The following is a 25,639-nucleotide window of genomic DNA, read 5'->3' as shown; positions in this document are numbered from 1 at the left end:
CGGTGATATGGCTACTCCCGAAACGATCCTCAGCGTCAAGGACCTGCGGGTCCGCTTCCGCACGCTCGACGGCGCCGTCGAGGCGGTCAAGGGCATCAGCATCCATGTCAACGCAGGCGAGACCGTCGCCGTGGTCGGCGAATCCGGTTCCGGCAAGAGCCAGACCATGATGGCGGCGATGAGCCTGCTGGCCTCGAATGGCGAAGCCACGGGCCATGTCGACTATCGCGGCCGCAACCTGCTGACATTGAGCAAATCCGACCTGAACAAGGTGCGCGGCGCCAAGATCAGCATGATCTTCCAGGAGCCGATGACCTCGCTCGATCCGCTCTATTCGATCGGCAACCAGCTGATCGAGCCGATCCGCCGGCATCGCGGCCTGAATGCCGCCGAGGCACGCGAGGAGGCGCTCAGGCTCTTGCGGCTTGTGCATATTCCCGATCCCGAGCGGCGGATGAAATCCTATCCGCACGAAATGTCCGGCGGCCAGCGCCAGCGCGTGATGATCGCCATGGCCCTGGCCAACGATCCCGACATCCTGATCGCCGACGAGCCGACGACGGCGCTCGACGTGACGATCCAGGCGCAGATCCTGATGTTGCTCGCCGAACTGCAGCGCAAGCTCGGCATGGCGATCGTCTTCATCACCCACGATCTTGGCATCGTCCGTCGTTTCGCCGACCGTGTCTATGTCATGCGTCAGGGCGAGGTCGTCGAGGAAGGCGAGGCGGAAGCGATCTTCGCAAACCCGCGGCATGCCTACACCAAGATGCTGCTGGCGGCCGAGCCGACGGGAACCAAGGCACCACCGCCGGCCAGCGCGCCCGTGGTGCTCGAAGGCAGGAATGTCGAAGTCACATTCAGGATCGGCGGCGGGTTTCTGGCCGGCGAGCCACTGATGCTGCGTGCCGTCGATGACATTTCGATCCGGCTTCAGCGCAACCAGACCATCGGCATCGTCGGCGAATCCGGTTCCGGCAAATCGACGCTCGGCCGCGCTCTGCTGCGGCTGCTACCGAGCGATGGTTTGATCCGTTTTGGCGATCGCGACATTTCCACGGCCGACCGGCAGGCGATGCGGCCACTGCGGCGCCAGATGCAACTCGTCTTCCAGGATCCGTTCGGCTCGCTGTCGCCGCGCATGACCGTCGGCCAGGTCATCACCGAAGGCCTTCTGGTGCATGAGCCGAACCTTTCTGGCAAGCAGCGTGACCAGCGCGCGGTCGAGGCTTTGCGCGAAGTCGGGCTCGATCCCAACGCCCGCAACCGCTACCCGCATGAATTCTCCGGCGGCCAGCGGCAGCGCATCGCCATTGCCCGGGCGATGATCCTGAAGCCAAAGATGGTCGTGCTGGACGAGCCGACCTCCGCGCTTGATCGCTCGGTGCAAAAGCAGATCGTCGAACTGCTGCGCAAGCTGCAGGCCGACCATGAACTGTCCTACCTCTTTATCAGCCACGACCTTGCCGTGGTGCGCGCCATGGCCGACTACATCATCGTCATGAAGCAGGGAAAGATTGTCGAGCAGGGGCCGACCGAGGCGATCTTCAGCAATCCGCAAGCGCCTTACACGCAGACGCTCATGAACGCGGCGATCGACGTGACGCGCTTTCGGCTGAGCGCCTGAGGCGGCGCTTCAACTGAAGGCAATAATCGTGGCGGCCTCCGTTCGCTCAGCCCGCGGACCTTGGGCACTTGCGTGCACGCGCAGCGGTTATGGCATCCTGCTGCTGTTTGAGCCGGTCTATCCTGGCTGTTTCCCGATTGGCGACGGCGTTTTTCACGCGTGAGCCACCAAGCAGCCAGCGCGGAACATTGGTGCTGGCGACCTTGCCGCGCGTAATCGCGGTTTGCGAGATTTCTCTGGCGGTTTCGCCCAGCGCGCTGTTGAGCTCGACACAGGTCATCTTGTCGTACTTCGCCGGATCTATCGTTCTGCTGATCGAGGAGCAGCCGGCCACGAGAAGCACGGCAATCACAAGAACCGGTGTCGAGGCTGTCGTCGAGATAAAATTCATGTCCGCATCCGGTCGCCAGCTTACCGGCTTTCATCGAATTGCCTAGAGCCGATGTCCATTTCGACAAAGTTTGCGCCTGCTGTCGAGCCTGATCGCAATCCGCGCCGGTCGTGACGAGATGCCGTCTGCCGGCGCTCGCTCGTTCGCGCGGCTTGTCGGCCTGTCATCTTCAGGGGATTCTCATGCAGTCTCGGCGACAAGCCCGGCCATGTCGGCGTCACCGCGGAGCACGGTCTGGGCGATATCACTCTTGTTTTCATCGACATGCGCCGTCACCAGGACGATCCCCTCGGCGACGCTCCGATCGTCGGGTTGGGCAGCAGTCGTGATGAATGAGCCGATCAATCCGCCAGCACCGCCACAGACCGCGCAAATCACGGCTGTTGCCGGTAATCCGACCTGAAGGGAAGTGATACCGTAGACGGCCATGGCGCCAAGGCACGCCAATGCCGCACCGACCAAACCGAAAATGACGCTCGGAGACTTCAGAACTCCGACTTCATCCTGGTAGGGGCCGATAATGGCAATCTGAACGTGAGGAACACCAGCCGCCACCAGTTCTCCAGCAACCCGGCCCGCTTCGGCATGGGAATCAAAAAGCCTGCTGATAGTCCGCATGGTCTCAGGGCGTTTCCTTGTCGAGCAACGTGTCGGTCACGAAGGACGCGGCGATCAAATCGTCGCCATCGATGCCGCCCTGTCCGTCTTCCATCATGGCCGCTACCTTTTGGAAGGTCTTCATTTCGCTCATGGTAATCCGGGCTTGCTGCATCCTGGCCTTGAGGTCGGCTACGCGCGTCCCCAATGCATCGGATCTTGCGGCCTCACTGTTCGACATGGTGACTTTCATCCAATTCCGCTTGATCGCCCTCGCGCCCAGTCAACCGAACAGGGTCGAAGCGCAATCGTTCCCTGGTTGGGCTTCGGTCCGATAGGGCGCCGGACTTAAGTCTGGCTGTAAAATGCAATGGTCCTACCGGTGATTCTGCCCGGAACAGCCCCCGTCCGCAGTCGTTGTCCGCTGCATGTTCGGGAGGAAGTGATGGAGAAGAGTGTTGACCAAGCACGCTGGTTGCTCGCGTTGATCTTCGCTGTGGCCATCACCTTCATGGCGATTGGATTAACTCTTGGCTGACCCGAGCACGAATGTCTTGCAGATTGGCGCAGCTACGTCCCTTCCTGCGCCGATAGGGTTCGCCCGCCGCTACCATGGCGGCGAGCGAACCCTCAGTCTCAAATCGGAGAACGGAAGAAGGGCTGAATGGCGGCCACGCACCTGCGCGGACTTCCGTCACCAGCCCGATGCCAGGCCGGAATCGCGGATAGTGAACCAACAAATCACGCTCGATTAACGCTGGCCGCTCCACACATTACATTCGAGATATCCATGCGGCACGCAAGTTGCTTCACAGCATCATTGGGAGGCGAATATGGCACTTTCACCGGACCGGTATGACGATGACATGATGATCCAATGTCCTCGATGCAACCGAATGATGATCCGTAAAGGCCGCCTGATAAAGAGCGTCAAGTCTCTGACCTGTGAAGGTTGTGACAATCAAATTCAGATGACATACAGCCGCAAGATCGACATCTTCGAAAGACGCCGCCGATCGCACCCCTGACCCTGGCGGCCCAGCCTGCCGATAGGTAAGTCAAGCTCAGCGGCGACTAACGAGGCGAAGGGGAATGGGCCAGTACCGTCGCGCAGCGTGGAAGAAGGGCTGAATAGCGGCCATCACTAAAATGGCATGTCACGCGTTGGGCTGAACGATCAGAACTTCCACAACAAGTGGTGGGATTGCACGGACTTCCGCGACCAACCCACTACGAAACCGCAAACTGGAATCCCGTTCCCAGTCAGGGCCCTGGACAAAGCCGAGTTGGCCCGACTCCTTGTGATGAGCCGGGCCAGCGGCTGCTTATCAGTAGCCGCTGTTCTCGATCACCACGGGATGGCGGTGATGGTGTGTGGAGACGGAACCGCTGACCACGAGGGCATCCCGACGATGGTGATGATACCGGCGGCCATGGTCATAGAACGCGACCGTGCCGTGGTGACGGTGATGCAGGCGCTGTCCATCCTCGTTGATGATCCTGACCTGGTGGTGGTGTCGATGGTGGGTCCTGATAACCACATCGGCCTCGGCGGCCGAGGCCACGACCGGCAATCCCACGGAAAGCGCCAAAGCGCACATGATCATTGTTTTCATTGTAGTTTCTCCACTGACTTGAATAGCCCTTCGGTGGATACAACTGCGGCTGGCCGCTTTGGTTCCAGGGTTTTCCCAAGGCTGTAGGAATGCCTTTGGACAGTCGAAGTTTGGGCGATCGCAGTGCCCGGGGGGAGAGAAGAGGGCGCTTTTCGAAGTGGCCCGATCCATCGGTTGCGCTTGTTCAGTCGGCACGACGATCCGAACTCGAAAATTCGCAACATCCGGCTTGCCATGCTGTGGAACATTAGGCCCATCTAATAGTTCTACTCCCTGCGGCGGACGCCTCGGTGTCTGCCGAAGATCGGCCGGCAAAGGCTGATCGGCCCGCGTCCTCCGCCAGAGGCGCGGGCTTCCCAGGCGACAGGAGAGAGATCATGAACAACATCATCTGGCTCGTTGGAGCTATAGTCATCGTGTTGGCGATATTGAGCTTCTTTGGCCTCCGGTAAGTGTGACGGGAGTGAGGTTCGTCGACACTTTTTGTCGGCATGTGATCAGCCAAAGCGGATGCTGGGAAAGCGCCGTAGGCTGACGGCCGAAAGCCAATGGCGGCAGGGAGCCTATGGCTCCTCTTCTTGCGTAGCGCGTTGGTTATGGCTCTCAGCCAACTCAACTGAGGATGCGTATCATCTCGCCAGGTTTTGAGGTGTATGTCAGTTCAAGCGCCAAAGTCGGGATGCGCTAACACGTTGTTTTTCTGGTCGGAGTGGCAGGATTTGAACCTGCGACCCCCTCGTCCCGAACGAGGTGCGCTACCAGGCTGCGCTACACTCCGTGACCAGACGGCGGGCTTATAGCTGCCACACTTCATTCCTGCAAGCGGCAATGGCAGCACTTCTGTCGCATTTCATCAGCTTTCGCCGCGCAGGCCGCTGATGCTCCAGTTAAATGCGCGCGCCCAATCGGCAAAACCGTGCCAGCGCACTTCGGGGAACTCCCTTTGCAAGGCGGCGATGTCAACGTCGTAGCCGACGCGGTCGAACCATTCGAACATCAATGCCGCGTCCTCGCTCTGCTGGCGGGCAGCCGCGATCGGGATCTCCTGATAGCGGATCGGGCGGCCGATGGCCTCGGACAGGATTCTTGCCTGCTCTTCACCGGACAATTCGTCCCCGGCGAAATCGAAGCGTTTGCCGAAGACGCTTTCGCGCCGCTCGGCCAGAGTGGCGACGAACGCCCCGATATCCGCCAGCGAAACCAGCTGCAGGACGCGCTTCGGCGGCATGGCGAAGGCATGGCTGCCCTGGCTGAGCGCTGCGATCGACCACGGGGCGACGACATTCTCCATGAAGGCGACCGGCGCGCTGATCGTATAGGGAATGCCGAGCTGCCTGACATGCTGCTCGACCAGGTATTTGCTTTCGAAATGCGGAATCCCGGTCTTCTTGTCGGCGTCGGCAACCGATGAGTAGATCAGGTGTCCGATGCCGGCGGCCTTTGCCGCATCGGCGGCAAGAATCCCCTGGCGGATTTCCTCCTCGAGACCGGCCTCGTAGCTGTTGCCCATCAGGAACATGGTGTCGGCGTCTTTTGCGGCCTTCACGACAGAGGCCGCGTCGCCGAGATCGCCGGCGGCGATGTCGGCGCCCGCGGCCGCCAGTTGCCGTGCGGCCTCGCTGTCCGGCTTGCGTGTCAATGCCTTGACGCGATGGCCCCTGGACAAGAGGGCATGCGCCACCGCCCCGCCTTGCTGGCCCGTGGCACCGGTCACAAGAATGTTTCGTTTGCTGGTCATCTGATCTGCTCCATCTGTTTGTCTGGAGCAAAGCTAGCGCCTATCGCATTGATGCATAATTGTATATAGTTGGAAAACTTTGTCCCAGTTTTGAATGTAATGATCGACCTCAACGATATCGTCGTGTTTGCCCGCGTCGTCGAAGCCGGAAGTTTCACCGCCGCGGCGCGCCTGCTCGCCATGCCCAAGACGACGGTCAGCCGCCGTGTCGCCGCGCTCGAACGCGAGGTCGGCGTGCGCCTGCTGCAGCGCACCACGCGCAGCCTCAACCTGACGGATGCCGGGCGTCTCTACTATGAACGGAGCAGCCAGGGGCTGCGGACGATAGAAGAGGCGAATCTGCACCTCGCCGAGGCGAGGGCGGAGCCTTCGGGCACGATCCGCATCTCGGCCCCGGTTGGTTTTGGGGGGCACTTCCTCATCCGTGCCGTGGTCGACTTTCTGACGCTGTATCCGAAGACCAATGTCGAACTTCGCCTCACCGACGACAAGCTCAACCTGGTCGAAGACGGCATCGATCTCGCCTTCCGTACCGGGAGACTCGAGGATTCGACGCTGATTGCCCGCAAGCTCGGCTCCACGCACAGGCTGCTCTGCGCCAGCCCCGCCTATCTCGCGCGATACGGGATGCCGGAAAGCCCGGCCGATCTCGCCCGCCATCGATGCGTCATCGAGGGCCAGTCGGCCTCAGGCGCTCATTGGGTGCTGGATGGCCCGCAAGGCCAGGAAACTGTCGTGGTCGCCGGGCGCTTCGCCGCCAATGAGATGCAGGCGGTGGTGGCGGCCGCGCTCGCGGACTTCGGCATCGCTCAATTGCCACAGCCGATAGCGGAGGGATTGATCAACGAGGGGCGGTTGCGGCGCGTGCTCGACGGCTATGCGACACCGGCCGGTGGCCTGCACGTTCTCTATCCCAGCAGCCGGCACCTTTCCCCACTGGTCAAGGCCTTCATCGACTTGGCGGCCGAGCGCATTTCCAATCGGGTAAACACGGCTTAAAGGCATGGTTTCTACCCCAGACCAACTTCCGAGCGAGACCCGAATGAGCCAGCGCATCGTCAGTTTTGTCATGAGCGGCGGCGTCGGCTCGCGGCTCTGGCCGCTGTCGCGCGAGGACAATCCCAAGCAGTTTCACGACCTGTCCGGCGACGGTTCCATGCTGGCCAAGACCTTGCGCCGGCTGACGGCAAGGCCCGCGGGCCAAACGCCGATCTTCCTGATCGCCTCCGAGCGCCATGCCGAGCGTGTCCATGCCGACCTGGCCGGCCTGGATCTTGCGGGCGGGGGTCCGCTGTTCGAGCCCACGGGGCGCAACACCGCCGCCGCGATCGCACTGGCAACGCTGCGCACCCTGTCCGAATTCGGCGACAGCCTCGTCCTGGTTGTGCCATCAGACCACGAAATATCGACCGCAGGGCAATTCTGGCAGAGCATCGAGGCCGGCGCCGAGGCGGCGGCGGCGGGGCGGCTCGTGGTGTTCGGCATCAAGCCGACGCAGCCCGAGACCGGCTATGGCTATATCGAGGTGGCAGGTGCGCAGGGCGGCATCTTCGACGTCACGCGCTTCGTCGAAAAGCCGGACCTTGCGACGGCGCAGAGCTATCTCAGGGCGGAAAACTTTTACTGGAACACCGGCATCTTCCTGTTTCGAGCCGGCGCCATGCGCGATGCCTTCGCGGCGTTCCGGCCGGACATCTGGCGGGCCACCGCGGCCGCCTACAAGGCGGCGACATCGGACCTGTCCGGCCTCTATATGCCGCTGGAGCTCTATGAGGCCATCCCCTCGATCTCGATCGACTATGCCATCATGGAGCGGGCGCAAGGCATTGCCATGGTGCCGGCCGACTTCCGCTGGAACGATCTCGGCTCCTGGCAGTCGCTGCTCGATGTCGGTCCGGCCGACGAACAAGGCAATGTCGTCATCGGCGATGTCGTCGCCATCGATTGCGAGAACTCCTACATCCGCAGCGACGGCCGCCTGTTGTCGGCGATCGCCATGAAGGATGTGGCGATCGTTTCCACCGCCGATGCGACTTTCGTCGCGCCGGTCAGTCACAGCCAGCACGTCAAGAAGATCGTCGAACAGCTCGAGAAATCAGGCCGCCTGGAAACCAGGTTCACGCCGGCGCATGACCGCGTCATCGAAAGCGGCGCCTGGCGGCGGCGTGTGCACCACTGGCTGTTTCAGGAGACGTTGCCGCTGTGGTCGACATCGGGCGTAGACGAGCGCCATGGCGGTTTCCATGAAGCGCTGGGCTTCGATACCAACCCGCTCATGAAGCCCAAGCGCATGCGGACCCAGGCCAGGCAGGTCTATGCCTTCGCGGTCGCCAGCGCGCGCGGCTGGCATGGTCCGGCCGACCGGCTGATCAGCCATGGTATCGAGTTCATGGCCAGGAATGGCCGCACCGACAAAGGCGGTTGGGTGCGTACGCTCCATGTCGACGGGTCGGTCGCCGATGCCACCGAGGATGCATACGATCATTCCTGCGTGCTCTTGGCGCTCGCCCATGCCCATATGTCCGGCAATCCCGATGCCTTGCGGCTCGGCGAGGAGACCTTCGCGTTCCTCGATGCGCATCTCGAGGATCATCGCATGACCGGTTTCCTCGAAACATCGGACGGGAAGGGCGAGCGGCGCTCCAACCCGCACATGCATTTGCTCGAGGCGTTCCTGGCCTGGCACCAGGCAACCGGCGAGCGTGCCCACCTGCGCCGGGCGGCACGCATCATCGATCTCTTCCGCAGCCATTTCTTCGACCGGGAAAGCTGGACACTGGGCGAATATTTCGATGACGAATGGAGGCCGGCTGGTGAGAAGGGCGCGTGGACCGAGCCCGGCCATCACTTCGAATGGGCTTCTCTGCTGGTCGATTTCGCCGGACGCAGCGGTCAGGCCGAACTGAGCGGCTTCGCCCGAAAACTCTATGCCTCGGCCATCGCCAATGGCCTCAACCGCGCCACCGGCCTTGCCTACGGCGCGGTTTCGCGGCAGGGCCTGCCGCTGGACCTGATTTCGCGCAGCTGGCCGCAGGCCGAAGCGGTCAAGGCGGCTATCGCGCTGGATGGTTCGGGCGGCCCCGATCTCAAGCCGGAGATAGAGGAACGGGTCGGCCGGCTGTTCCGCTGGCACATCGACCCGGCGCCGCTCGGCCTGTGGATAGACCGTATAGACGAACGCGGCCGCTCGCTGGCGTCGGATGTCCCGGCCAGCATATTTTATCATCTGGTCTGTGCGCTGACGCAGTATCTGGACGGCACGGCGGAGAAGACGGCTTAGGCTGGGCTCAATACGGGCTCGCCACGTCCCCCGTCTCGACATAGATCGACTTCAGCTGCGAATAGAGCGCCAGTGCCGCCAGCGAGTTCTCGCGGCCGATGCCGGACTGCTTGAAACCGCCGAAGGGGATTTCCACCGGCGTCAGATTGTAGGCATTGATCCAGCAGGTGCCCGCCTGCAATTCGGCGATGACACGGTGGGCGCGCGGCAGGTCGCGTGTGAACACGCCGGCGGCGAGGCCGAATTCGGTGTCGTTGGCGCGGTCGATCACCTCGTCCTCGCCGTCGAATTTCAGCACACTCATGACCGGCCCGAAAATTTCCTCGCGGGCGATGCGCATCATGTCGGTGACACCGGTGAACACCGTCGGCTCGACGAAGAAGCCACCGTCGAAGCCTTGCAGCGAAGGCACGTTGCCGCCGCAGGCCAGAACAGCGCCATCCTGCTTGCCGATCCCGATATAGCCGACGACCTTCTCATGCTGTGCTTTCGAGACCAGCGGCCCCATCTGGGTCTCGGGGTCGAGCGGATCGCCGATGCGGATCTTTTTCGTCCGCTCAATTAGCCGGTCGACGAAGCGGTCATGGATGCCGCTTTGCACGAAGACGCGCGTACCGTTGGAGCAGATCTGGCCGGTCGAGTAGAAATTGCCGAGCATGGCGCCGCCAATGGCGTTTTCGATGTCGGCGTCGTCGAAGATGATCAGCGGCGACTTGCCGCCGAGCTCCATCGTCGCGTGCTTCATCTTCGAACCGGCGAGCGACAGCACCTTGCGTCCGGTCGGCACCGAGCCGGTCACCGAGACCTTGGCGACGACATCGTGTCCCACCAGACCGGCCCCGACATCGCCATAGCCCTGCACCACATTGAACAACCCGTCGGGCAAGCCGGCCTCGCTGTATATCTCGGCCAGCGCCAGTGCTGAAAGCGGCGTGTTTTCCGACGGCTTGAACACCATGGCATTGCCCATGGCCAGCGCCGGTGCCGATTTCCAGCCGGCGATCTGGATAGGATAATTCCAGGCGCCAATGCCGACGCAGACACCGAGCGCTTCGCGCCGCGTGTAGGCGAAAGGACCGCCGAGATCGACGGCCTCGCCATTGTAGGCGGCGACCGCGCCGCCGAAATATTCAAGGCAGTCGGCGGCGGAAGGCGCGTCCGCCACCAGCGTCTCCTGGATCGCCTTGCCGGTGTCGAGCGTCTCGATGCGGGCCAGATCGGCGTTGCGGGCGCGCAGAATGTCGGCGGCGCGGCGCAGGATGCGGCCGCGCTCGACCGGTTTCAGCCGTGCCCAGGCGGGCTGCGCGGCCCGTGCGGCCTCGATGGCGAGTTCCAGCACGTTCGGCGTCGCCGAGCGCAGCATGGCGATGGTCTCGCCGGTTGCCGGGTAGATGACGGGCAGCGGCGCGCCTTGTTCGTCGTCGATATAGCGTCCGTTGACATAGTGCGATGCCGTGGGTTGGGCGCGCATGGGAGTCTCCGATGGTCCGGCGCCGCGAAATTGGGCGGCTCAATCTATGCGTGGATCATGCTCTATCTGTCCGACGCCTGCCAGCGTGGATTGATCCATGGTTCCTGGTTGGACGGCGCCAGCGGCGTGCGGCCAAGAATGTGGTCGGACGCCTTTTCACCGGTCATGATCGACGGTGCATTGAGATTGCCGTTGGTGACGCGCGGGAAGATCGAGGAGTCCGCGACCCGCAGTCCCCCGACACCGATCACCCGGCATTCCGCATCGACGACACTCATGGGGTCGTCGGCGCGGCCCATCTTGCAGGTGCCGCAGGGGTGGTAGGCGCTTTCGGCGTGGTCGCGGATGAAGACGTCGAGATCGTCGTCCGACTGCACATGGCTGCCTGGCGAGATCTCCTGGCCGCGATAGGCGTCGAAGGCCTTCTGGCCGAAGATTTCGCGCGTCAGCCGGATACAGTGGCGGAACTCCGCCCAATCGTCGGGATGCGACATGTAGTTGAAATGGATGACCGGCTTGGCTTTGGGGTCCGGCGAGCGCAGCGTCACCGAGCCGCGCGACTTCGACCGCATCGGTCCGACATGGGCCTGGAAGCCATGCGACTTCGCCGCCGCCTTGCCGTCATAGCGCACTGCCGCGGGGATGAAATGGTACTGGATGTCGGGATAGTCGACGCCGGCCTGGGAGCGCACGAAGGCCGCCGCCTCGAAATGGTTGGTGGCGCCGAGGCCGGATTTGAAGAACAGCCATTGCGCGCCGATCATCGCCTTGGAAAACGGGTTGAGCACCGAATTCAGGGTGATCGGCTTGGTCGATTCCTGCTGGATGTAGAGCTCCAGGTGATCCTGCAGATTGCGGCCGACGCCGGGCCGGTCGGCCACGACGGCGATGCCGTTTTCGCGCAAATGCTCAGCCGGCCCGATACCGGACAGCATCAGGATCTTTGGCGAGTTGATCGACGACGCGGCGACGATTACCTCGCGTCGCGCCTTAACGACCTGAATCTGTTTGTGAGCTTCGATTTCGACGCCGATGGCGCGTTGATTCTCGATGATCACCCGGCGCGCAAAGCCCTTGACCAGACTCACGTTTTTCCGCCTGAGCGCCGGCTTCAGATAGGCTGATGCGGCCGACCAGCGACGACCGCCGCGAATGGTCTGCTCCATTGGGCCGAAGCCTTCCTGCTTGGCGCCATTGTAGTCGTCGGTCAGTTCGAACCCGGCCTGGCGGCCGGCCTCGACGAAGGCGCCATAGAGCGGGTTTTTACGCGAGCCGCGCTGGACATGCAGGGGGCCGCCGTGCCCGCGCCAGCCGTCCTCGCCGCCATCGGAGTCTTCCATGCGCTTGAAATAGGGGAGCACGTCGGCAAAGCTCCATCCGGCAGCCCCTTGCTCGGCCCAGTGATCAAAATCGCGCGCATGCCCGCGCACATAGACCATGCCATTGATCGAGGACGAGCCGCCGATGACCTTGCCGCGCGGCGTCGCCAGCACGCGGCCACCGAGATGCGGCTCCGGCTCGCTGGCAAACCCCCAGTCGTAGAGGCTCATGTTGAGCGGGATCGACAAGGCCGACGGCATCTGGATCAGCGGTCCGATATCGCTGCCGCCGAATTCGATGACGATGACCGAATGCTTGCCGTCCTCCGACAGGCGATAGGCCATGGCCGAACCGGCCGAGCCGGAGCCGATGATGACGAAATCCGCTTCAAGCATGGTTCATATGCGCCATAAAATCGGCGAGCGAGACATTGCCGCCGGTAGCCACAACAAGGACGTTTCTGTCCTTCACATCCACCTTGCCGCCGAGCAGTGCCGCCAGTGATGCAGCCCCGGACGGTTCGAGCACCAGTTTCATGCGCTCGAAAGCAATCCTCATGGCGCGGCGCACCGATTGATCGTCGACGGTGATGCCGCGAACGCCAGCGGTCTTGACCGCGGCGAACGGCGCATCGCCCGGCCGCCGCGACATCAGCCCGTCGCAGATCGACCGCGGACCGATCGGCATCGTCTCGATGCTGCCATGCGCCAGCGACGAACCCATGCCGTTGAAACCTTCCGGCTCGACGCCGATGATCTCGGTTGCGGGCGACAGATAGTGGAAGGCGAGCGAAACGCCGCCGATCAGTCCACCGCCGCCGACCGAGCAGAACAACAGGTCGGCGCTGGCGTCCTTGGCGGCAAGCTGGTCGAGCGCTTCGAGGCCGGCCCCCGCCTGGCCGGCGATGATCTCGGGATCGTCGAACGGATGTAGCAGTGCCAGCCCTTCCATCTCGGCGATCTCGCGGGCCTTGGCGGCGGCTACTTCCTCACGCGCGCGCTCGCCATGGTCGGTCAGCACGACGCGTGCGCCGTAGCCGGCGGTCGCGTCACGCTTGGCGGCGGGCGCATCGATCGGCATGACGATGGTGACGGGAATGCCGAGCGCCTGGCCGGCGGCGGCCAGCCCTTGCGCGAAATTGCCGGAGGAGTAGGCAACGACACCCTTCCTCGCCTCGTCTGCCGAAAGTCGCTTCAGCCGCCAATAGGCGCCGCGTATCTTGAACGATCCCGCCCATTGCAGCGATTCCGGCTTGATGAAGACGCGGGCCGCACCGGTTTCCCTGGCGAGTGCGGCCGATTCCAGCAGCGGCGTGATCTGTGTCGCCTTGGAGGTGACGGCATAGGCCTGCTTGAGATGGTCAAGGGAGGGGACGAGAAGGTCTGCCATTCATTCGCCTCGCGGAAACCGCTTCTGCTCTTCGAGCACGTTGAGATCCATGTGGTTGCGCATGTAACGTTCCGAAGCCTTCTGCAGCGGCTGGAACTCCCAGGGGTAGTGCGTGCCGTTGCGCAATGCCGGATAGACCACCCAGCGCCGCGCCTGGCTGGCCCGCACGGCAGCATCGAAAGCCGCCATGTCCCAGCGCGCGCGGACCTTTTCCGTGAAGGCCGCCACCAGATCCGCATGCGCCGGATCGGTTGCGAGATTGCTCAATTCACGTGGGTCGGCTTCGATATCATGGAGTTGCGGCGGATCGATTTCGCAGTGGACGAACTTGTAGCGGCCGTCGCGGATCGCCACCAACGGCGCGTTGGAGCCTTCGGCCGCATATTCCATCAGCACCGGCGCCGTACGCGGCTTGCCTTGGAGCAACGGCAGCAGCGACTGGCCGTCGGTCCATGGCGCGATCGCGCTCATGTCGATGCCGGCGAGGTCGCACAGTGTCGGCGTCACGTCGAGATTGGACACCGGCGCCTCGATCAGTCCGGACGGCACACCCTTGCCGGCGATCATCAGCGGCACCCGCGCCGAGCCTTCGAAGAAGCACATCTTGAACCACAGGCCGCGCTCGCCGAGCATGTCGCCATGGTCCGAGCAGAACAGGATGATCGTGTCGTCGAGCATGCGCGTGCGCTCGAGCACCGACAGCAATTCGCCCACCTTGTCGTCGAGATAGGAGATGTTGGCGAAGTAACCCCGCCGCGAGCGGCGGATCTGCTCTGCCGTGATGTCGAAACTGTCGTAGTCGGAAGCCTTGTAGAGCCGTCGCGAATGCGGGTCTTGGCGGTCGTAGGGGATGAAGCCCACTTCTGGTTCGAGCGCCGGGCAATCCTCGTAGAGATCCCAGTACTGCCGCCGTGCCACATAGGGGTCGTGGGGATGGGTGAATGAAACCGTCAGGCACCAGGGCCGGTGCGCGGCATCGTCGGAGACGCGGGCGAAGTCATAGAGCTTCTGCACCGCGTGGAAGGCGACCTCGTCGTCATACTCCATCTGGTTCGAGATCTCGGCGACGCCGGCGCCGGTCACCGAGCCCAGATTGTGATACCACCAGTCGATCCGTTCGCCGGGCTTGCGGTAGTCCGGCGTCCAGCCGAAATCGGCGGGATAGATGTCGGTCGTCAGCCGCTCCTCGAAGCCGTGCAACTGGTCGGGGCCGACGAAATGCATCTTGCCCGACAGCACGGTGTGATAGCCGTCGGCGCGCAAGTGATGGGCAAAGGTCGGGATCGACGAGGCGAACTCGGCGGCATTGTCATAGACCTCGGTGCGCGACGGCAACTGGCCGCTCATGAACGAAGCGCGGCCCGGCGCACAGAGTGGCGACGCCGTGTAGTTGTTGGCAAAGCGCGCCGAACGCGCCGCCAAGGCTTTCAGATGCGGCGCGTGCAGAAACGCGGCTGGCCCATCGGGGAAAAAAGTCCCGTTGAGCTGATCGACCATGACGATCAGGAAATTGGGTCGCTTCGCTGTCACTGTTTTTGCCGCTCGCCGAGTTTGGTTTCGAGATAGTCCTCGACCAGCGCGATCGCGGTCGCGGCGTCGGGCACGCCGTCCTTCAACGCCCGCCTGATGTAGAGCCCGTCGATCATCGCGGCTGTCGCCTCCGCGGCGCGGTCAGCCTCTGCCCGGGGCAGGATGCCGGTCAGCCCGCTCATCAGATTCGAATGCAGCCGCCGCGCATAGATCCTGAGCAGCCGTCGCAAGGCCGATGATTTCTGTGCCTCGACATAGAAGGCGAGCCATGCGGCGATGGTTTCGGGCTGGAACTGGATGTCGGAGAAGTTGACGGCAACCACGGCGGAGACGCGTTCGCGCGGGGAGGCGGTGGATTGCAGGGCACGGCGCATATCGACGGTCAGTTCAGCCAATATGTGCCGCATCGTCGCGAACAACAGCTCGTCCTTGGCGCCGAAATAGTGATGGGCAAGCGCGGACGACACGCCCGCACGCCCGGCGATCTCGGACATGGTCACGTCAAGCGACCCGCGCTCGCCGATCGCCGAGATCGTCGCGTCGATGAGCGCCTTGCGGCGCAATGGCTCCATTCCGACTTTCGGCATGTTGTTCCCGATTTTTGCGCGGAGGTTATTTTTTATTGACGGGTCAATCAACAAAAAATCGACGTGGGCGCGACCTGCACCAAGCGATTGTCTGCTTGCGGCCCTTCACGGCTTGGGCGAGAATGTTTATATTTGAACAATAAAAGGCGAGATGTGCCGTAAGCCCATATGCTAGCCTCGCGCCAAGGATGGAGATTGCCATGACCGCATGCATCGTCGGCTGGGCGCATTCGCGCTTCGGCAAGCTTGAGGGCGAGACGCTCGAGAACCTGATCGTCAAGGTCGCGACGGACGCGCTCGACCATGCCGGCATCGGCCCGGACGAGGTCGACGAGATCGTACTCGGCCATTTCAACGCCGGCTTTTCGGCGCAGGATTTCACCGCCAGCCTAGTGCTTCAGGCGGACGACCGGCTGCGTTTCAAGCCGGCAACGCGTGTCGAGAACGCCTGCGCCACGGGATCGGCGGCGGTCAGGCAAGGCATCCGTGCCATCGATGCCAACGCGGCCCGCATCGTGCTGGTGGTCGGCGCCGAGCAGATGACGACGACGCCAGGCCCCGAGATCGGCAAGAACCTGCTGAAGGCGTCCTATCTGCCGGAGGACGGCGAGACGCCCGCGGGCTTCGCCGGCGTCTTCGGCAAGATCGCGCAGGCCTATTTCCAGCGTTATGGCGACCAATCGGATGCGCTGGCGATGATCGCCGCCAAGAACCACAAGAACGGGGTCGACAATCCCTATGCGCAGATGCGCAAGGATTTCGGCTATGAGTTCTGCCGGCAGGAGAGCGAGAAGAACCCCTTCGTCGCCGGTCCTCTGAAGCGCACCGACTGCTCGCTGGTCTCCGACGGTGCCGCCGCCCTTGTCCTTGCCGACACGGCAACGGCGCTGAAGATGCGCCGCGCCGTCGCCTTCCGCGCCAACGAACATGTGCAGGACTTCCTGCCGATGTCGAAGCGCGACATCCTGTCCTTCGAGGGCTGCGAACAGGCGTGGACCCGCGCGTTGAAGAACGCCGGTTTGACGCTGGACGACCTGTCCTTTGTCGAGACGCACGACTGCTTCACCATCGCGGAACTGATCGAGTACGAGGCTATGGGGCTGGCGAAGCCCGGCGAGGGCGCCAGGCTGGCGCTGGACGGCACGACGGCGAAGGACGGCCGCCTGCCGGTCAATCCGTCCGGCGGGCTGAAGGCCAAGGGCCACCCCATCGGTGCGACCGGTGTCTCGATGCATGTGCTGACCGCCATGCAGCTTGTCGGTGAAGCCGGCGGCATCCAGGTGCCGGGCGCCAAGCTTGGGGGTATCTTCAACATGGGCGGAGCGGCGGTCGCCAACTACGTTTCCATTCTCGACAGGATCAGATAAACCGCCCCGACACTCGTTGGAGGTGGCATGGCAAATCCGGTTCTGATCGAAGTCTTGCGCGGCGCGATCGTCGAGAGCGCGCATCGCGGTGCTGTCGCGGTCTTCGATGCCGACGGCAAAGCGGTCCTGGAGATCGGCGACACCTCGAGGCCGGTGTTTCCGCGCTCGGCGGTCAAGGCCATCCAGGCCCTGCCGCTGGTCGAAAGCGGCGCTGCCGATGCCTATGGCTTCGGTAACCGCGAACTGGCGCTGGCCTGTGCCTCGCATTCGGGCGAGCCGGCCCATGTCGAATTGGCGCGCTCCATGTTGGCCAGGGCCGGGCTGGACGGGTCGGCACTCGAATGCGGCACGCATTGGCCCTCGAACCATGACGCCGAGATTGCGCTCGCCCGCACCGGCGATTTGCCCAGCGCGTTGCACAACAACTGCTCGGGCAAGCATTCCGGGTTTCTCTGCACCTGCGTGCACTCCGGCATTGCGCATCGTGGTTACGTCAAGGCGGGGCACGCCCTGCAGGAAATGGTGCGCGATGCCATGCAGGCTGTAACCGGCGCTGTCCATGGCCCGGATGAGCGAGCGACCGACGGCTGCTCGATCCCGACCTATGCGGTGCCGCTCAGGAGTTTCGCGCTCGGCTTTGCCCGCATGGCGACGACACATGGTTTCGGTCCGGAGCGAGCCAAGGCGGCGAAGCGCCTGCTTTCCGCCTGCATGGCGGAGCCCTTTTTTGTCGCCGGCACGGGCCGCGAAGACGTCGCGCTGATGGAAGCAGCACCTGGCCGCATCTTTGCGAAAGGCGGCGCCGAAGGCGTCCACTGCAGCGCGATACCTGAACTTGGCCTCGGCATAGCGATCAAATGCGACGATGGCGCCGGCCGCGCCGGCGAGGCCATGGTCGCCGCCGTCCTCGCCAGGCTGCTGCGTGCGGACGAGGCCCTGTCGGCGAAGCTGCGCGAACTGGCCAACGCGCCGATCGAAAGCCGGATCGGTGCCAAGGTCGGGGCGCTGAGGCCGACACCAGCCTTGAATTGAAGATTGCTCTCAACTGACGCGGTTGCGCTCGACCGTCAGATGCGCAAAGCCGCTGTTGCTTGACTGGGTCAGGTCCGCCGTCACCGGCTGCGCCCAGCGCTGGCCGACGACTGCGCCGTTCAACGCGCCGTCGATGACGTTGTCGGAGATGACGGCCGTGCCGGCACCCTCGACCACGCTGACGACGATGCCCGTGCCTGCCTTGCGGATGATGTTGCCGGTGGCCACCACATTGCGCAGATACGGGCCCCAGCCGATCGACATGCCGTAGAGCGGCGCGTTCTCGATGACATTGTTGGAAACGGTGGTGTCGGCCTCGACGCCGATGCCGACGCCGAACCCGGGTGGATCGGCGCTATAGGGGCCGCTGGTCGACAAATTGCGCACGATGTTGCCCGAGCAGACACCCATGCGGCCGCCTTCGTTGAAGTTGACGATCGATATGCCATTGGCCGCGCCATCGACGATGTTGTTGCTGATGACGGCGCCCTCGAAGGAGAATTCGGAGTAGACCGCGGTTTCACCCGAGCGTGAACAGGTATTGCCTGATATCTGCAAATTGCTGGAACTGTTGGCGCGGATCGCCGAGAAAGCGCAATCCGAGACGACGTTGCCCGAGATGATGACGTTGCCGGCACGGAAGGCGTTGATGCCATTGCCGTTCTGGCCGGTCCCGCCGCTGCGCGCGCCGATGCGTTCGACGCGGTTGCCGGTGACCATCGTGCCGTCTTCGGCCGCCTGCCAGCGATGCACGAGGATGCCGCCATTGGCGCAATCGGAGACGGCATTGCCGGTGATTGCCAGTCCACCCGCTTCGACCGAGTAGATGCCGGCGTCCGCCGCGCCCGATATGTCGGAGCGTTCGATGCGGCCCGCCGCGTGTTCCAGCGCCAGTCCGTTCTTGCCGCTTCCGGTTATCTGGCAATTGTCGACGACGAGATGGCCGACCCTGCGCAGATCGAGCAGCCCTTGCGCATAGTCACCCATCGAACGGTTCGAACCGTCGAAGACCAGCCCGGCGAGCTCGATATGGTCGGCTTGTTCAGCCATGAAAAGATGGCCGTCGCCGCCATAGACGATCCGCGTTGCCCCGGGCACGCCGGAAAGACGCACACGGCTGGGCAACGAGAGATTGGACACCACATAGGTGCCCGCCGGCAGGAACACCGGTATGTCCCGGCTGTTCGCGTCGCGCAGCAGCTTGGCAAAGGCCTTGCTCTGGTCGTCGAATGTCCCGGGCTGCACACCAAGTTCGGTGGCATTGATAGAGCCGCGCATCGAGGCTTTTTCGATGCCGGTCAGGTTGGCGGCCGCCGCCTTGCCAAGCGCAAGGCCTATCACGGCAAAGCCGGCCGTTTGCGTCAGCAGGGTCCGTCTGTTCAACATCGGCACACAATCCCAGTGTTCGACCCTGACACCGCAGGAATCGTGCCAGACGTTCTGTTCCACTCGACGAGGTATCGACAATGGCTTGTCGAGCAGCCATTCGGCGCCTAAGTTCAGGCAATGAGCAGAGCTTTTACCCGCGAAGAAGACAGCGAAAACGCAATCGCCGGCGTCGGCGAGCGGCCGATCAGCCCGCACCGCAATCTTGTGACGGAACGCGGCCTGGCGCAGATCGAGGACAATCTGGCCGATCTGCGTGACGTTCTGGCGAAAGCAGAAAGGAAAGCCGACCGCGAGCGCATCGCGGTCGTGTCACGCGATCTGCGCTACTGGACCGCGCGGCGCGAGAGCGCCGAACTGTCCGTACCGGAGCCCGGCAGCGACGTCGTCCGCTTCGGCATGGGTGTCACGCTGGAAGGCGATGATGGCAAGAAGGTGCACTGGAAGATCGTCGGCGAGGACGAGGCCGATCCCACCAAGGGCAGCATTTCTCATGTTTCGCCGATGGCCGTCGCGCTGTTCGGCAAGAAGGTCGGCGACGTGGCCGCGGTCAACGGCAAGGAATGGGAAATCGTCAAGCTTTCGGATAGCTGACAACAGCTACTTGGCAACTTTGCAACGCGACCTCATATTTGTCCATGACATCACGACCAGCGCGCATCCGCCGTTCGACGTCGTTGCTCTCCACCGGTCTTAGAATGAAGCCGAGCATTTCCGTGGCAAGATCACGGCCCCCGATCCGTCGTCGAGCTTGTGGATGAGAGTCTTCAAAGCTGTTACCCATGGTTGCGTCCGTCATTGTGGCGCAACCTTTCCGGCAATGCAGAGTGTTTTCGCTCAGCCCGATAGCAGCCGGTCCATCAGCCGGTCAGCCGCATCCGGGATGACGGTGCCCGGTGGGAAGATTTCCGCCGCGCCGGCCTGCAGCACCGCGTCGTAGTCCTGCGGCGGGATGACGCCGCCGGCCACGATCAGCATGTCGCCTCGGCCCAACTTTTTCAGCGCGTCGCGCAATTCGGGGATCAGCGTCAGGTGCCCTGCCGCCAGCGATGAGGCGCCGATAATATGGACGTCATGCTGGACCGCCAGTTTCGCGATCTCTTCCGGTGTCTGGAACATGGCGCCGACAGTGACGTCGAAGCCGAGATCGGCGAAAGCGGTGGCGATCACCTTCTGCCCTCGGTCGTGGCCGTCCTGTCCCATCTTGGCAACGAGGATGCGCGGCTTGCCGCCGTTTTTCTTCTCGAAAGCGCTGATCTTGTCCTGCAGCCCATCGACCACGGGATTGTCGCCAAGCGCCTTGCGGTAGACGCCGGAAATGGTCTGCACCGTCGCGACATGGCGGCCAAAGGCCCTTTCCAGCGCGAACGAAATCTCGCCGACCGTGGCGTTGGCGCGCGCGGCGCGGATGGCGAATTCCAGCAGGTTTTCGTTGCCCTGCGCGGCGCGGGTCAGCGCATCAAGCGCGCTTTCCACGGCAGCGACCTCGCGCGTGCCTTTCAGCCGTTGCAGTTTCGACAATTGCCGCGCCCTGACCTCGGCATTGTCGATCTTCAGCACGTCGACTTCGATGTCGTTCTCGGGGCGATGCGCATTGACCCCAACCAGCATCTGCTCGCCGGAATCGATGCGTGCCTGCGTGCGCGCCGCTGCTTCCTCGATGCGCAGCTTCGGAATGCCTTGTTCGGTCGCGGCCGCCATGCCGCCTAGAGCCTCGACCTCCTCGATATGGATCAATGCGCGCGCCGCCAGATCATGGGTCAGCCGTTCGAGATAGGTCGACCCACCCCACGGGTCGATGACGCGCGTGGTGCCGGATTCCTTCTGCAGGATGAGCTGCGTGTTGCGGGCGATACCCGCCGAATGATCGGTCGGCAGCGCCATCGCCTCGTCAAAGGAGTTGGTGTGCAGCGACTGCGTATGCCCCTGAGTCGCGGCCATCGCCTCGATCATGGTGCGGATGATGTTGTTGTAGGGGTCCTGCGCCGTCAGCGACCAGCCGGAAGTCTGGCAATGGGTGCGCAGCGACAGCGAGCGCTCATCCTTCGGTGCAAAATTCTTCTTCATCAGGGTCGCCCACAGCAGGCGCGCGGCCCTGAGCTTGGCCACTTCCATGAAGAAGTTCATGCCGATCGCCCAGAAAAAGGAGAGGCGCGGCGCGAAGCGGTCGATGTCGAGGCCCGCCGCGACACCGGCGCGGGCATACTCGATGCCGTCGGCGATCGTATAGGCGAGTTCCAGGTCGGCCGTCGCGCCGGCTTCCTGCATATGGTAGCCGGAGATCGATATCGAATTGAACTTCGGCATGTTCTTCGACGTGTAGGAGAAGATGTCCGAGACGATCCGCATCGAGGGCTTTGGCGGATAGATGTAGGTGTTGCGGACCATGAACTCCTTCAGAATGTCGTTCTGAATGGTCCCGGCCAGGTCCTTCTGCGCAACGCCCTGTTCCTCCGCCGCGACGATATAGAGCGCCATGATCGGCAACACCGCGCCATTCATCGTCATCGACACCGTCATGTCGCCGAGCGGAATGCCGTCGAAGAGCTGTCGCATGTCGAGAATGGAATCAATGGCGACGCCAGCCATGCCGACATCGCCGGCGACGCGTGGATGGTCGCTGTCATAGCCGCGATGGGTGGCGAGATCGAAGGCGACAGACAGGCCTTTCTGGCCGGCGGCAAGATTGCGCCGGTAAAAGGCGTTGGACTCTTCGGCCGTCGAAAAGCCGGCATATTGCCGGATCGTCCACGGCTGCTGGACATACATGGTGGGGTAGGGGCCACGCACGAATGGCGGCAAGCCCGGGTAGGTGTCGAGATACGGCAGGCCCTTGAGGTCGCCCTGATTGTACAGATGCTTGACCACAAGCCCTTCCGGCGTCACCCGCTGGCCCTTGACCTCGACCGGTGCGCGGCGCGGCGGCACCCAGCCGATCTGGCTGAAATCCGGAATCAAGGGACCGCCCCGATGGATTGGTCGATGCGGGCCGGAAACAGCGGTTCGCACAGGACGACACCGTCGGTGAAAGCCGGCCGCTGCTTTGCGTCCAGTGTCTCGACCGGGCGCTCGGCCTTCTGTGGATAGAGTGTGGTGCCGATGATGGCCCGCTCGCCGGACCTGAAGGCGGCGTCGCGACGAGCGGCCGCGGTGCGAACGCGCTTCTGGATGTGCCCGTCACGGAGGCTGGACAGTATTCCTCCTTCGGCCTCGATCGTCTGCAACTCCGCCCAGGCGGCTTCGCAAAGATCTGATGTCAGCGCCTCTACCGCGCCTGAACCACAGGCGGGATCGGCGACGTGATCGACATGGCTTTCATTGGCCATGATCAGCTGCGCGTTGCGTGCCACGCGGCGGGCAAAGGGAGCCGGCAGGCCGTGCGCGATCGTATGCGGCAGGATGGAGATTGAATCGGCTCCCCCCGCGGCCGCTGCGAAGCAGCCTATCGTCGTGCGCAGGATGTTGGTCTCCGGGTCCAATGCCGTCATCATGCGGAATGATGTCTCGGCATGGATGTTGGCCGTGGAATTGGGGATCGAGCAAGCCTCCTGCACCCGTGCCCAAAGCCTGCGCAGGGCCCGTACCTTGGCCATGGAGAGGAACTGGTCCTGGTCGACGCTGAGTGCGAAGCCGATATGAGGCGCGGCATAGACGAGTGGCTGCCGCGCCTTCTCGAACATTCTGAGATACGAAACCGCGGAAGCCAGCATGATCCCGAGCTCCTGCGCCTCCGTGGCGCCGGCATTGTGGAAGACGCGCCCGTCCGCTTCCAGGAGCACGCCCGGCACGCCCATCGAGAAGAAGTGCGCCAGCGATTGCGGCATCGATTCCTGCAGCGCCTCGATCGACATGCGCAGCCGGCCGGTGCCGGCGAGGATCGCCGCCGGATCGATGCCGAAGGACAGGTTCAGCTTTGCCGGATCGGAGCGGCGCTTGCCCAGAAACGCCACCAGCCAGTCGGCCATTGGCCGGCTCCACGGGTGTGTGTCGATGCGGATCTGCATCCGGTTGAGGGGTACGCCCTCCAGCACCGTCTCCAGCGCCTGCGCGGTCCTCGGCAAGCCGTAGCCGAATGCGTTCGGCGCACCTTCGAAGACGAGCGACAATCCTGTCGCCCCTTGCGCGATATCATCCAGGACCTGCGCCTTGGCACGATCGACATCGGGATCGTCGACGCGCTGGCTGACAATCCACGGCGACCGAGGATTCGCGCGCACGATGGGCTCGGCCCCGGCCGCACGGTCATAGAGTGGCTCGATGCGGATGCTGTCGTCGGTATGCGAAACCAGCTTTTCCTCGAAGGATGCGCCGGCCAACGCTTTTTCCGCCAAGGCCAGCCATCGCTGGCGTTCGGCATCCCCCGGTTCAACGTCCCTGGTCAAGGCTCCAGCGCCCATCCATCTTCCTCGTTTATGTCGCCGCACCAGCCCGGAGCAGCTCAGTCTAAGGTCCCCGGTCGGTTATCGCAATGCGCGTCCAGGGTCTGAATTCGATCCATCTGATATAGGGCGCTTGCGTGGACGGACCATGAACGATTGCCAAACACCAACAAAATCCGCAAGTTCCAAAATCCGATTTCGGCGATAGGTCCGATTGGGGCAATTTGGACGATTGGCCCCGCTTTGGACGATTGGCATTGTCGCTGTGCAACAGCCTCACTATACCTTCGGCCAAAGGCTGCCTTTTTAGACACATCAGTTTGCGGAGACCCTATATATGGCTGACGACACCAGTATTTTCATCGGCGCCAGCCGCAAGCCCGATGACAGCTATCAGCGTCCCGAACAATTGCTGCTGCAGTACGGGAATCGCCATGGCCTGGTGACGGGCGCCACCGGTACCGGCAAGACGGTTAGCTTGCAGGTCCTGGCCGAGGGCTTTTCGAATGCCGGCGTACCGGTGTTCTGCGCCGACATCAAGGGCGACCTGTCCGGTATCGCCATGATGGGCACGGCTCAGGATTTTCTCGTCAAGCGGGCCGCACAGGTCAAGCTCGATCCCTACGATTTCCAGGAATTCCCCGTCATCTTCTGGGACCTGTTCGGTGAGCAAGGCCACCCCATCCGCGCAACGATATCGGAAATGGGACCGCTGCTCCTGTCGCGGCTGATGAACCTGACCGACGCGCAGGAGGGCATCATGAACATCGCCTTCCGCATTGCCGATGAAGAGGGCCTACTGCTCCTTGACCTCAAGGACCTGCAGGCGCTGCTTGCCAACATCGCCGGGCGCGCCGAAGAGATCAGCGCCCGCTACGGCAATGTCACCAAGCCATCGGTCGGTGCCATCCAGCGCACGCTGCTGGTGCTGGAGCAACAGGGCGCGGCCAATTTCTTCGGCGAGCCGGCTCTGCGCATCGCCGACATCATGCGCACCACGCGTGATGGCCGGGGCGCCGTCAGCGTGCTGGCCGCCGACAAGCTGATGATGAACCCGCGGCTCTACGCGACCTTCCTGCTCTGGCTGATGTCGGAACTGTTCGAGGAACTGCCCGAGGTGGGAGATCCCGACAAGCCGAAGCTGGTGTTCTTTTTCGACGAGGCGCATCTGCTCTTTGACGAGGCGCCGAAAGTGCTGATCGACCGCGTCGAACAGGTGGTCCGCCTGATCCGCTCGAAGGGCGTCGGCGTCTATTTCGTCACGCAGAATCCCCTGGACATCCCCGAGAAGGTGCTGGCACAGCTCGGCAACCGCGTTCAACACGCTCTGCGCGCCTATACGCCGCGCGAGCAGCAGGCGGTGAGGACGGCGGCGGAAACGTTCCGCCCCAATCCCGACTTCGACTGCGCCTCCACCATTACCCAGCTCGCCACCGGCGAGGCGCTGGTCTCGACGCTGGAGGCCAAGGGCGTGCCGTCCATGGTACAGCGCACGCTGATCCGTCCGCCGTCGTCGCGGCTTGGTCCAATAACCCCGGCCGAGCGGCAAAAGCTGGTCGCGGAAAGCCCCGTCTCCGGCCAGTACGACCAGGTCATCGATCGCGAGTCGGCCTTCGAGATACTGCAGAAGAAGACCAAGGACGCACAGGACGCCGAAGCGCAGGCGCAGCAGGCTGGCACCGGTGGCTCGCGCTGGACAATTCCGGGCTTCGGCAATGACGATCCCGCCCCGCAGTCGGGTGGCCGCCGCGCGCCGGCACAGCGCCCCTCCAATCGCCAGACGGTCGCCGAGGCGGCGATCAAGTCGGTGGTGCGCTCGGTCGGCTCGTCGGTCGGACGTGCGATCGTGCGTGGTATCCTGGGCAGCCTGTCGCGGGGGCGCTGAGCCCTGCGGCAAAGTCTATGCTTTATAGCGCCGCGCATCCGCTT

Annotated in this window: 21 protein-coding genes and 1 tRNA gene; 7 read left to right on the top strand and 15 right to left on the bottom strand. The window is 63.3% G+C overall.

Annotation, left to right across the window (positions count from 1 at the left end):
* Window positions 1–7 precede the first annotated feature (7 nt).
* Complete coding sequence (locus EB815_RS27500) at window positions 8–1,627, top strand: ABC transporter ATP-binding protein (protein ID WP_056565611.1); 1,620 nt, start codon at window positions 8–10, stop codon at window positions 1,625–1,627.
* 46 nt (window positions 1,628–1,673) lie between these two features.
* On the opposite strand, the gene EB815_RS27495 is transcribed toward EB815_RS27500, so the two are convergent.
* The 6 genes from EB815_RS27495 to EB815_RS27470 form a co-directional block, all read right to left on the bottom strand.
* Window positions 1,674–2,018 (bottom strand): hypothetical protein, encoded by a 345-nt coding sequence (locus EB815_RS27495; protein ID WP_056563699.1) that lies wholly within the window; start codon window positions 2,016–2,018, stop codon window positions 1,674–1,676.
* A gap of 180 nt (window positions 2,019–2,198) precedes the next feature.
* Window positions 2,199–2,636 (bottom strand): hypothetical protein, encoded by a 438-nt coding sequence (locus EB815_RS27490; RefSeq protein ID WP_065004958.1) that lies wholly within the window; start codon window positions 2,634–2,636, stop codon window positions 2,199–2,201.
* A 4-nt stretch (window positions 2,637–2,640) separates the two neighbouring features.
* A complete protein-coding gene (locus EB815_RS27485) occupies window positions 2,641–2,856 on the bottom strand; it encodes a hypothetical protein (protein ID WP_056565609.1) in 216 nt (71 codons plus the stop codon).
* A gap of 1,087 nt (window positions 2,857–3,943) precedes the next feature.
* On the bottom strand, window positions 3,944–4,231 hold the full coding sequence (locus EB815_RS27480; RefSeq protein ID WP_081294684.1) for a hypothetical protein: 288 nt from the start codon (window positions 4,229–4,231) through the stop codon (window positions 3,944–3,946).
* Between the two features lie 701 nt (window positions 4,232–4,932).
* A tRNA-Pro gene (locus tag EB815_RS27475) sits at window positions 4,933–5,009 on the bottom strand.
* Between the two features lie 75 nt (window positions 5,010–5,084).
* Window positions 5,085–5,969 (bottom strand): NmrA/HSCARG family protein, encoded by an 885-nt coding sequence (locus tag EB815_RS27470; RefSeq protein ID WP_065004959.1) that lies wholly within the window; start codon window positions 5,967–5,969, stop codon window positions 5,085–5,087.
* Between the two features lie 99 nt (window positions 5,970–6,068).
* Between EB815_RS27470 and EB815_RS27465 the strand changes: the two genes are divergently transcribed.
* The gene (locus tag EB815_RS27465; RefSeq protein WP_065004960.1) at window positions 6,069–6,968 is read left to right on the top strand and encodes a LysR family transcriptional regulator; all 900 of its coding nucleotides are present in this window, start codon (window positions 6,069–6,071) and stop codon (window positions 6,966–6,968) included.
* Between the two features lie 43 nt (window positions 6,969–7,011).
* On the top strand, window positions 7,012–9,249 hold the full coding sequence (locus EB815_RS27460; RefSeq protein ID WP_056563682.1) for an AGE family epimerase/isomerase: 2,238 nt from the start codon (window positions 7,012–7,014) through the stop codon (window positions 9,247–9,249).
* A gap of 7 nt (window positions 9,250–9,256) precedes the next feature.
* Here EB815_RS27460 and betB read toward each other — a convergent pair whose 3' ends face one another.
* The 5 genes from betB to betI all read right to left on the bottom strand — a co-directional run bounded on the left by betB (window position 9,257) and on the right by betI (window position 15,546).
* On the bottom strand, window positions 9,257–10,720 hold the full coding sequence (gene betB / locus EB815_RS27455; RefSeq protein ID WP_056563680.1) for a betaine-aldehyde dehydrogenase: 1,464 nt from the start codon (window positions 10,718–10,720) through the stop codon (window positions 9,257–9,259).
* A 62-nt stretch (window positions 10,721–10,782) separates the two neighbouring features.
* Window positions 10,783–12,435 (bottom strand): choline dehydrogenase, encoded by a 1,653-nt coding sequence (gene betA / locus EB815_RS27450; protein WP_056563677.1) that lies wholly within the window; start codon window positions 12,433–12,435, stop codon window positions 10,783–10,785.
* Entirely contained in the window at window positions 12,428–13,429 is a 1,002-nt protein-coding gene (locus tag EB815_RS27445) for a threonine/serine dehydratase (protein WP_056563674.1), read from the bottom strand. Before EB815_RS27445 ends, betA begins: the two co-directional genes overlap by 8 nt.
* A complete protein-coding gene (betC, locus tag EB815_RS27440; protein WP_065004961.1) occupies window positions 13,430–14,959 on the bottom strand; it encodes a choline-sulfatase in 1,530 nt (509 codons plus the stop codon).
* Window positions 14,956–15,546 (bottom strand): choline-binding transcriptional repressor BetI, encoded by a 591-nt coding sequence (betI, locus tag EB815_RS27435; protein ID WP_056563670.1) that lies wholly within the window; start codon window positions 15,544–15,546, stop codon window positions 14,956–14,958. Before betI ends, betC begins: the two co-directional genes overlap by 4 nt.
* Window positions 15,547–15,746: 200 nt before the next feature.
* On the opposite strand from betI, the gene EB815_RS27430 reads away from it, so the two are divergent.
* Together EB815_RS27430 and EB815_RS27425 are read left to right on the top strand one after the other, a co-directional pair.
* Window positions 15,747–16,913: an acetyl-CoA acetyltransferase gene (locus tag EB815_RS27430; protein ID WP_056565606.1), complete on the top strand. Its 1,167-nt coding sequence runs from the start codon at window positions 15,747–15,749 to the stop codon at window positions 16,911–16,913.
* A 27-nt stretch (window positions 16,914–16,940) separates the two neighbouring features.
* Window positions 16,941–17,945: an asparaginase gene (locus EB815_RS27425; RefSeq protein ID WP_056563667.1), complete on the top strand. Its 1,005-nt coding sequence runs from the start codon at window positions 16,941–16,943 to the stop codon at window positions 17,943–17,945.
* 9 nt (window positions 17,946–17,954) lie between these two features.
* Here EB815_RS27425 and EB815_RS27420 read toward each other — a convergent pair whose 3' ends face one another.
* A complete protein-coding gene (locus EB815_RS27420; RefSeq protein ID WP_056563665.1) occupies window positions 17,955–19,331 on the bottom strand; it encodes a TIGR03808 family TAT-translocated repetitive protein in 1,377 nt (458 codons plus the stop codon).
* A 120-nt stretch (window positions 19,332–19,451) separates the two neighbouring features.
* Here EB815_RS27420 and greA point away from each other — a divergent pair, with 120 nt between their 5' ends.
* Complete coding sequence (gene greA, locus EB815_RS27415) at window positions 19,452–19,925, top strand: transcription elongation factor GreA (RefSeq protein WP_056563662.1); 474 nt, start codon at window positions 19,452–19,454, stop codon at window positions 19,923–19,925.
* On the opposite strand, the gene EB815_RS27410 is transcribed toward greA, so the two are convergent.
* The 3 genes from EB815_RS27410 to EB815_RS27400 are packed head-to-tail and all read right to left on the bottom strand — an operon-like array spanning window position 19,906 to window position 23,728.
* Window positions 19,906–20,130 (bottom strand): hypothetical protein, encoded by a 225-nt coding sequence (locus tag EB815_RS27410; RefSeq protein WP_155772377.1) that lies wholly within the window; start codon window positions 20,128–20,130, stop codon window positions 19,906–19,908. The two genes, greA and EB815_RS27410, sit on opposite strands and share 20 nt — an antisense overlap.
* Window positions 20,131–20,168: 38 nt before the next feature.
* Window positions 20,169–22,289: a methylmalonyl-CoA mutase gene (scpA, locus tag EB815_RS27405; protein ID WP_056563660.1), complete on the bottom strand. Its 2,121-nt coding sequence runs from the start codon at window positions 22,287–22,289 to the stop codon at window positions 20,169–20,171.
* Entirely contained in the window at window positions 22,286–23,728 is a 1,443-nt protein-coding gene (locus tag EB815_RS27400; RefSeq protein ID WP_056563657.1) for a methylmalonyl-CoA mutase subunit beta, read from the bottom strand. Before EB815_RS27400 ends, scpA begins: the two co-directional genes overlap by 4 nt.
* Window positions 23,729–24,047: 319 nt before the next feature.
* Between EB815_RS27400 and EB815_RS27395 the strand changes: the two genes are divergently transcribed.
* Window positions 24,048–25,595 (top strand): helicase HerA-like C-terminal domain-containing protein, encoded by a 1,548-nt coding sequence (locus EB815_RS27395; RefSeq protein WP_056563654.1) that lies wholly within the window; start codon window positions 24,048–24,050, stop codon window positions 25,593–25,595.
* The last annotated feature ends 44 nt before the right edge of the window (window positions 25,596–25,639 follow it).

It is taken from the genome of Mesorhizobium loti (assembly GCF_013170705.1).
In the GTDB taxonomy this organism is placed as follows: domain Bacteria; phylum Pseudomonadota; class Alphaproteobacteria; order Rhizobiales; family Rhizobiaceae; genus Mesorhizobium; species Mesorhizobium loti_D.
This window is presented reverse-complemented; position numbering and strand designations above follow the sequence as displayed.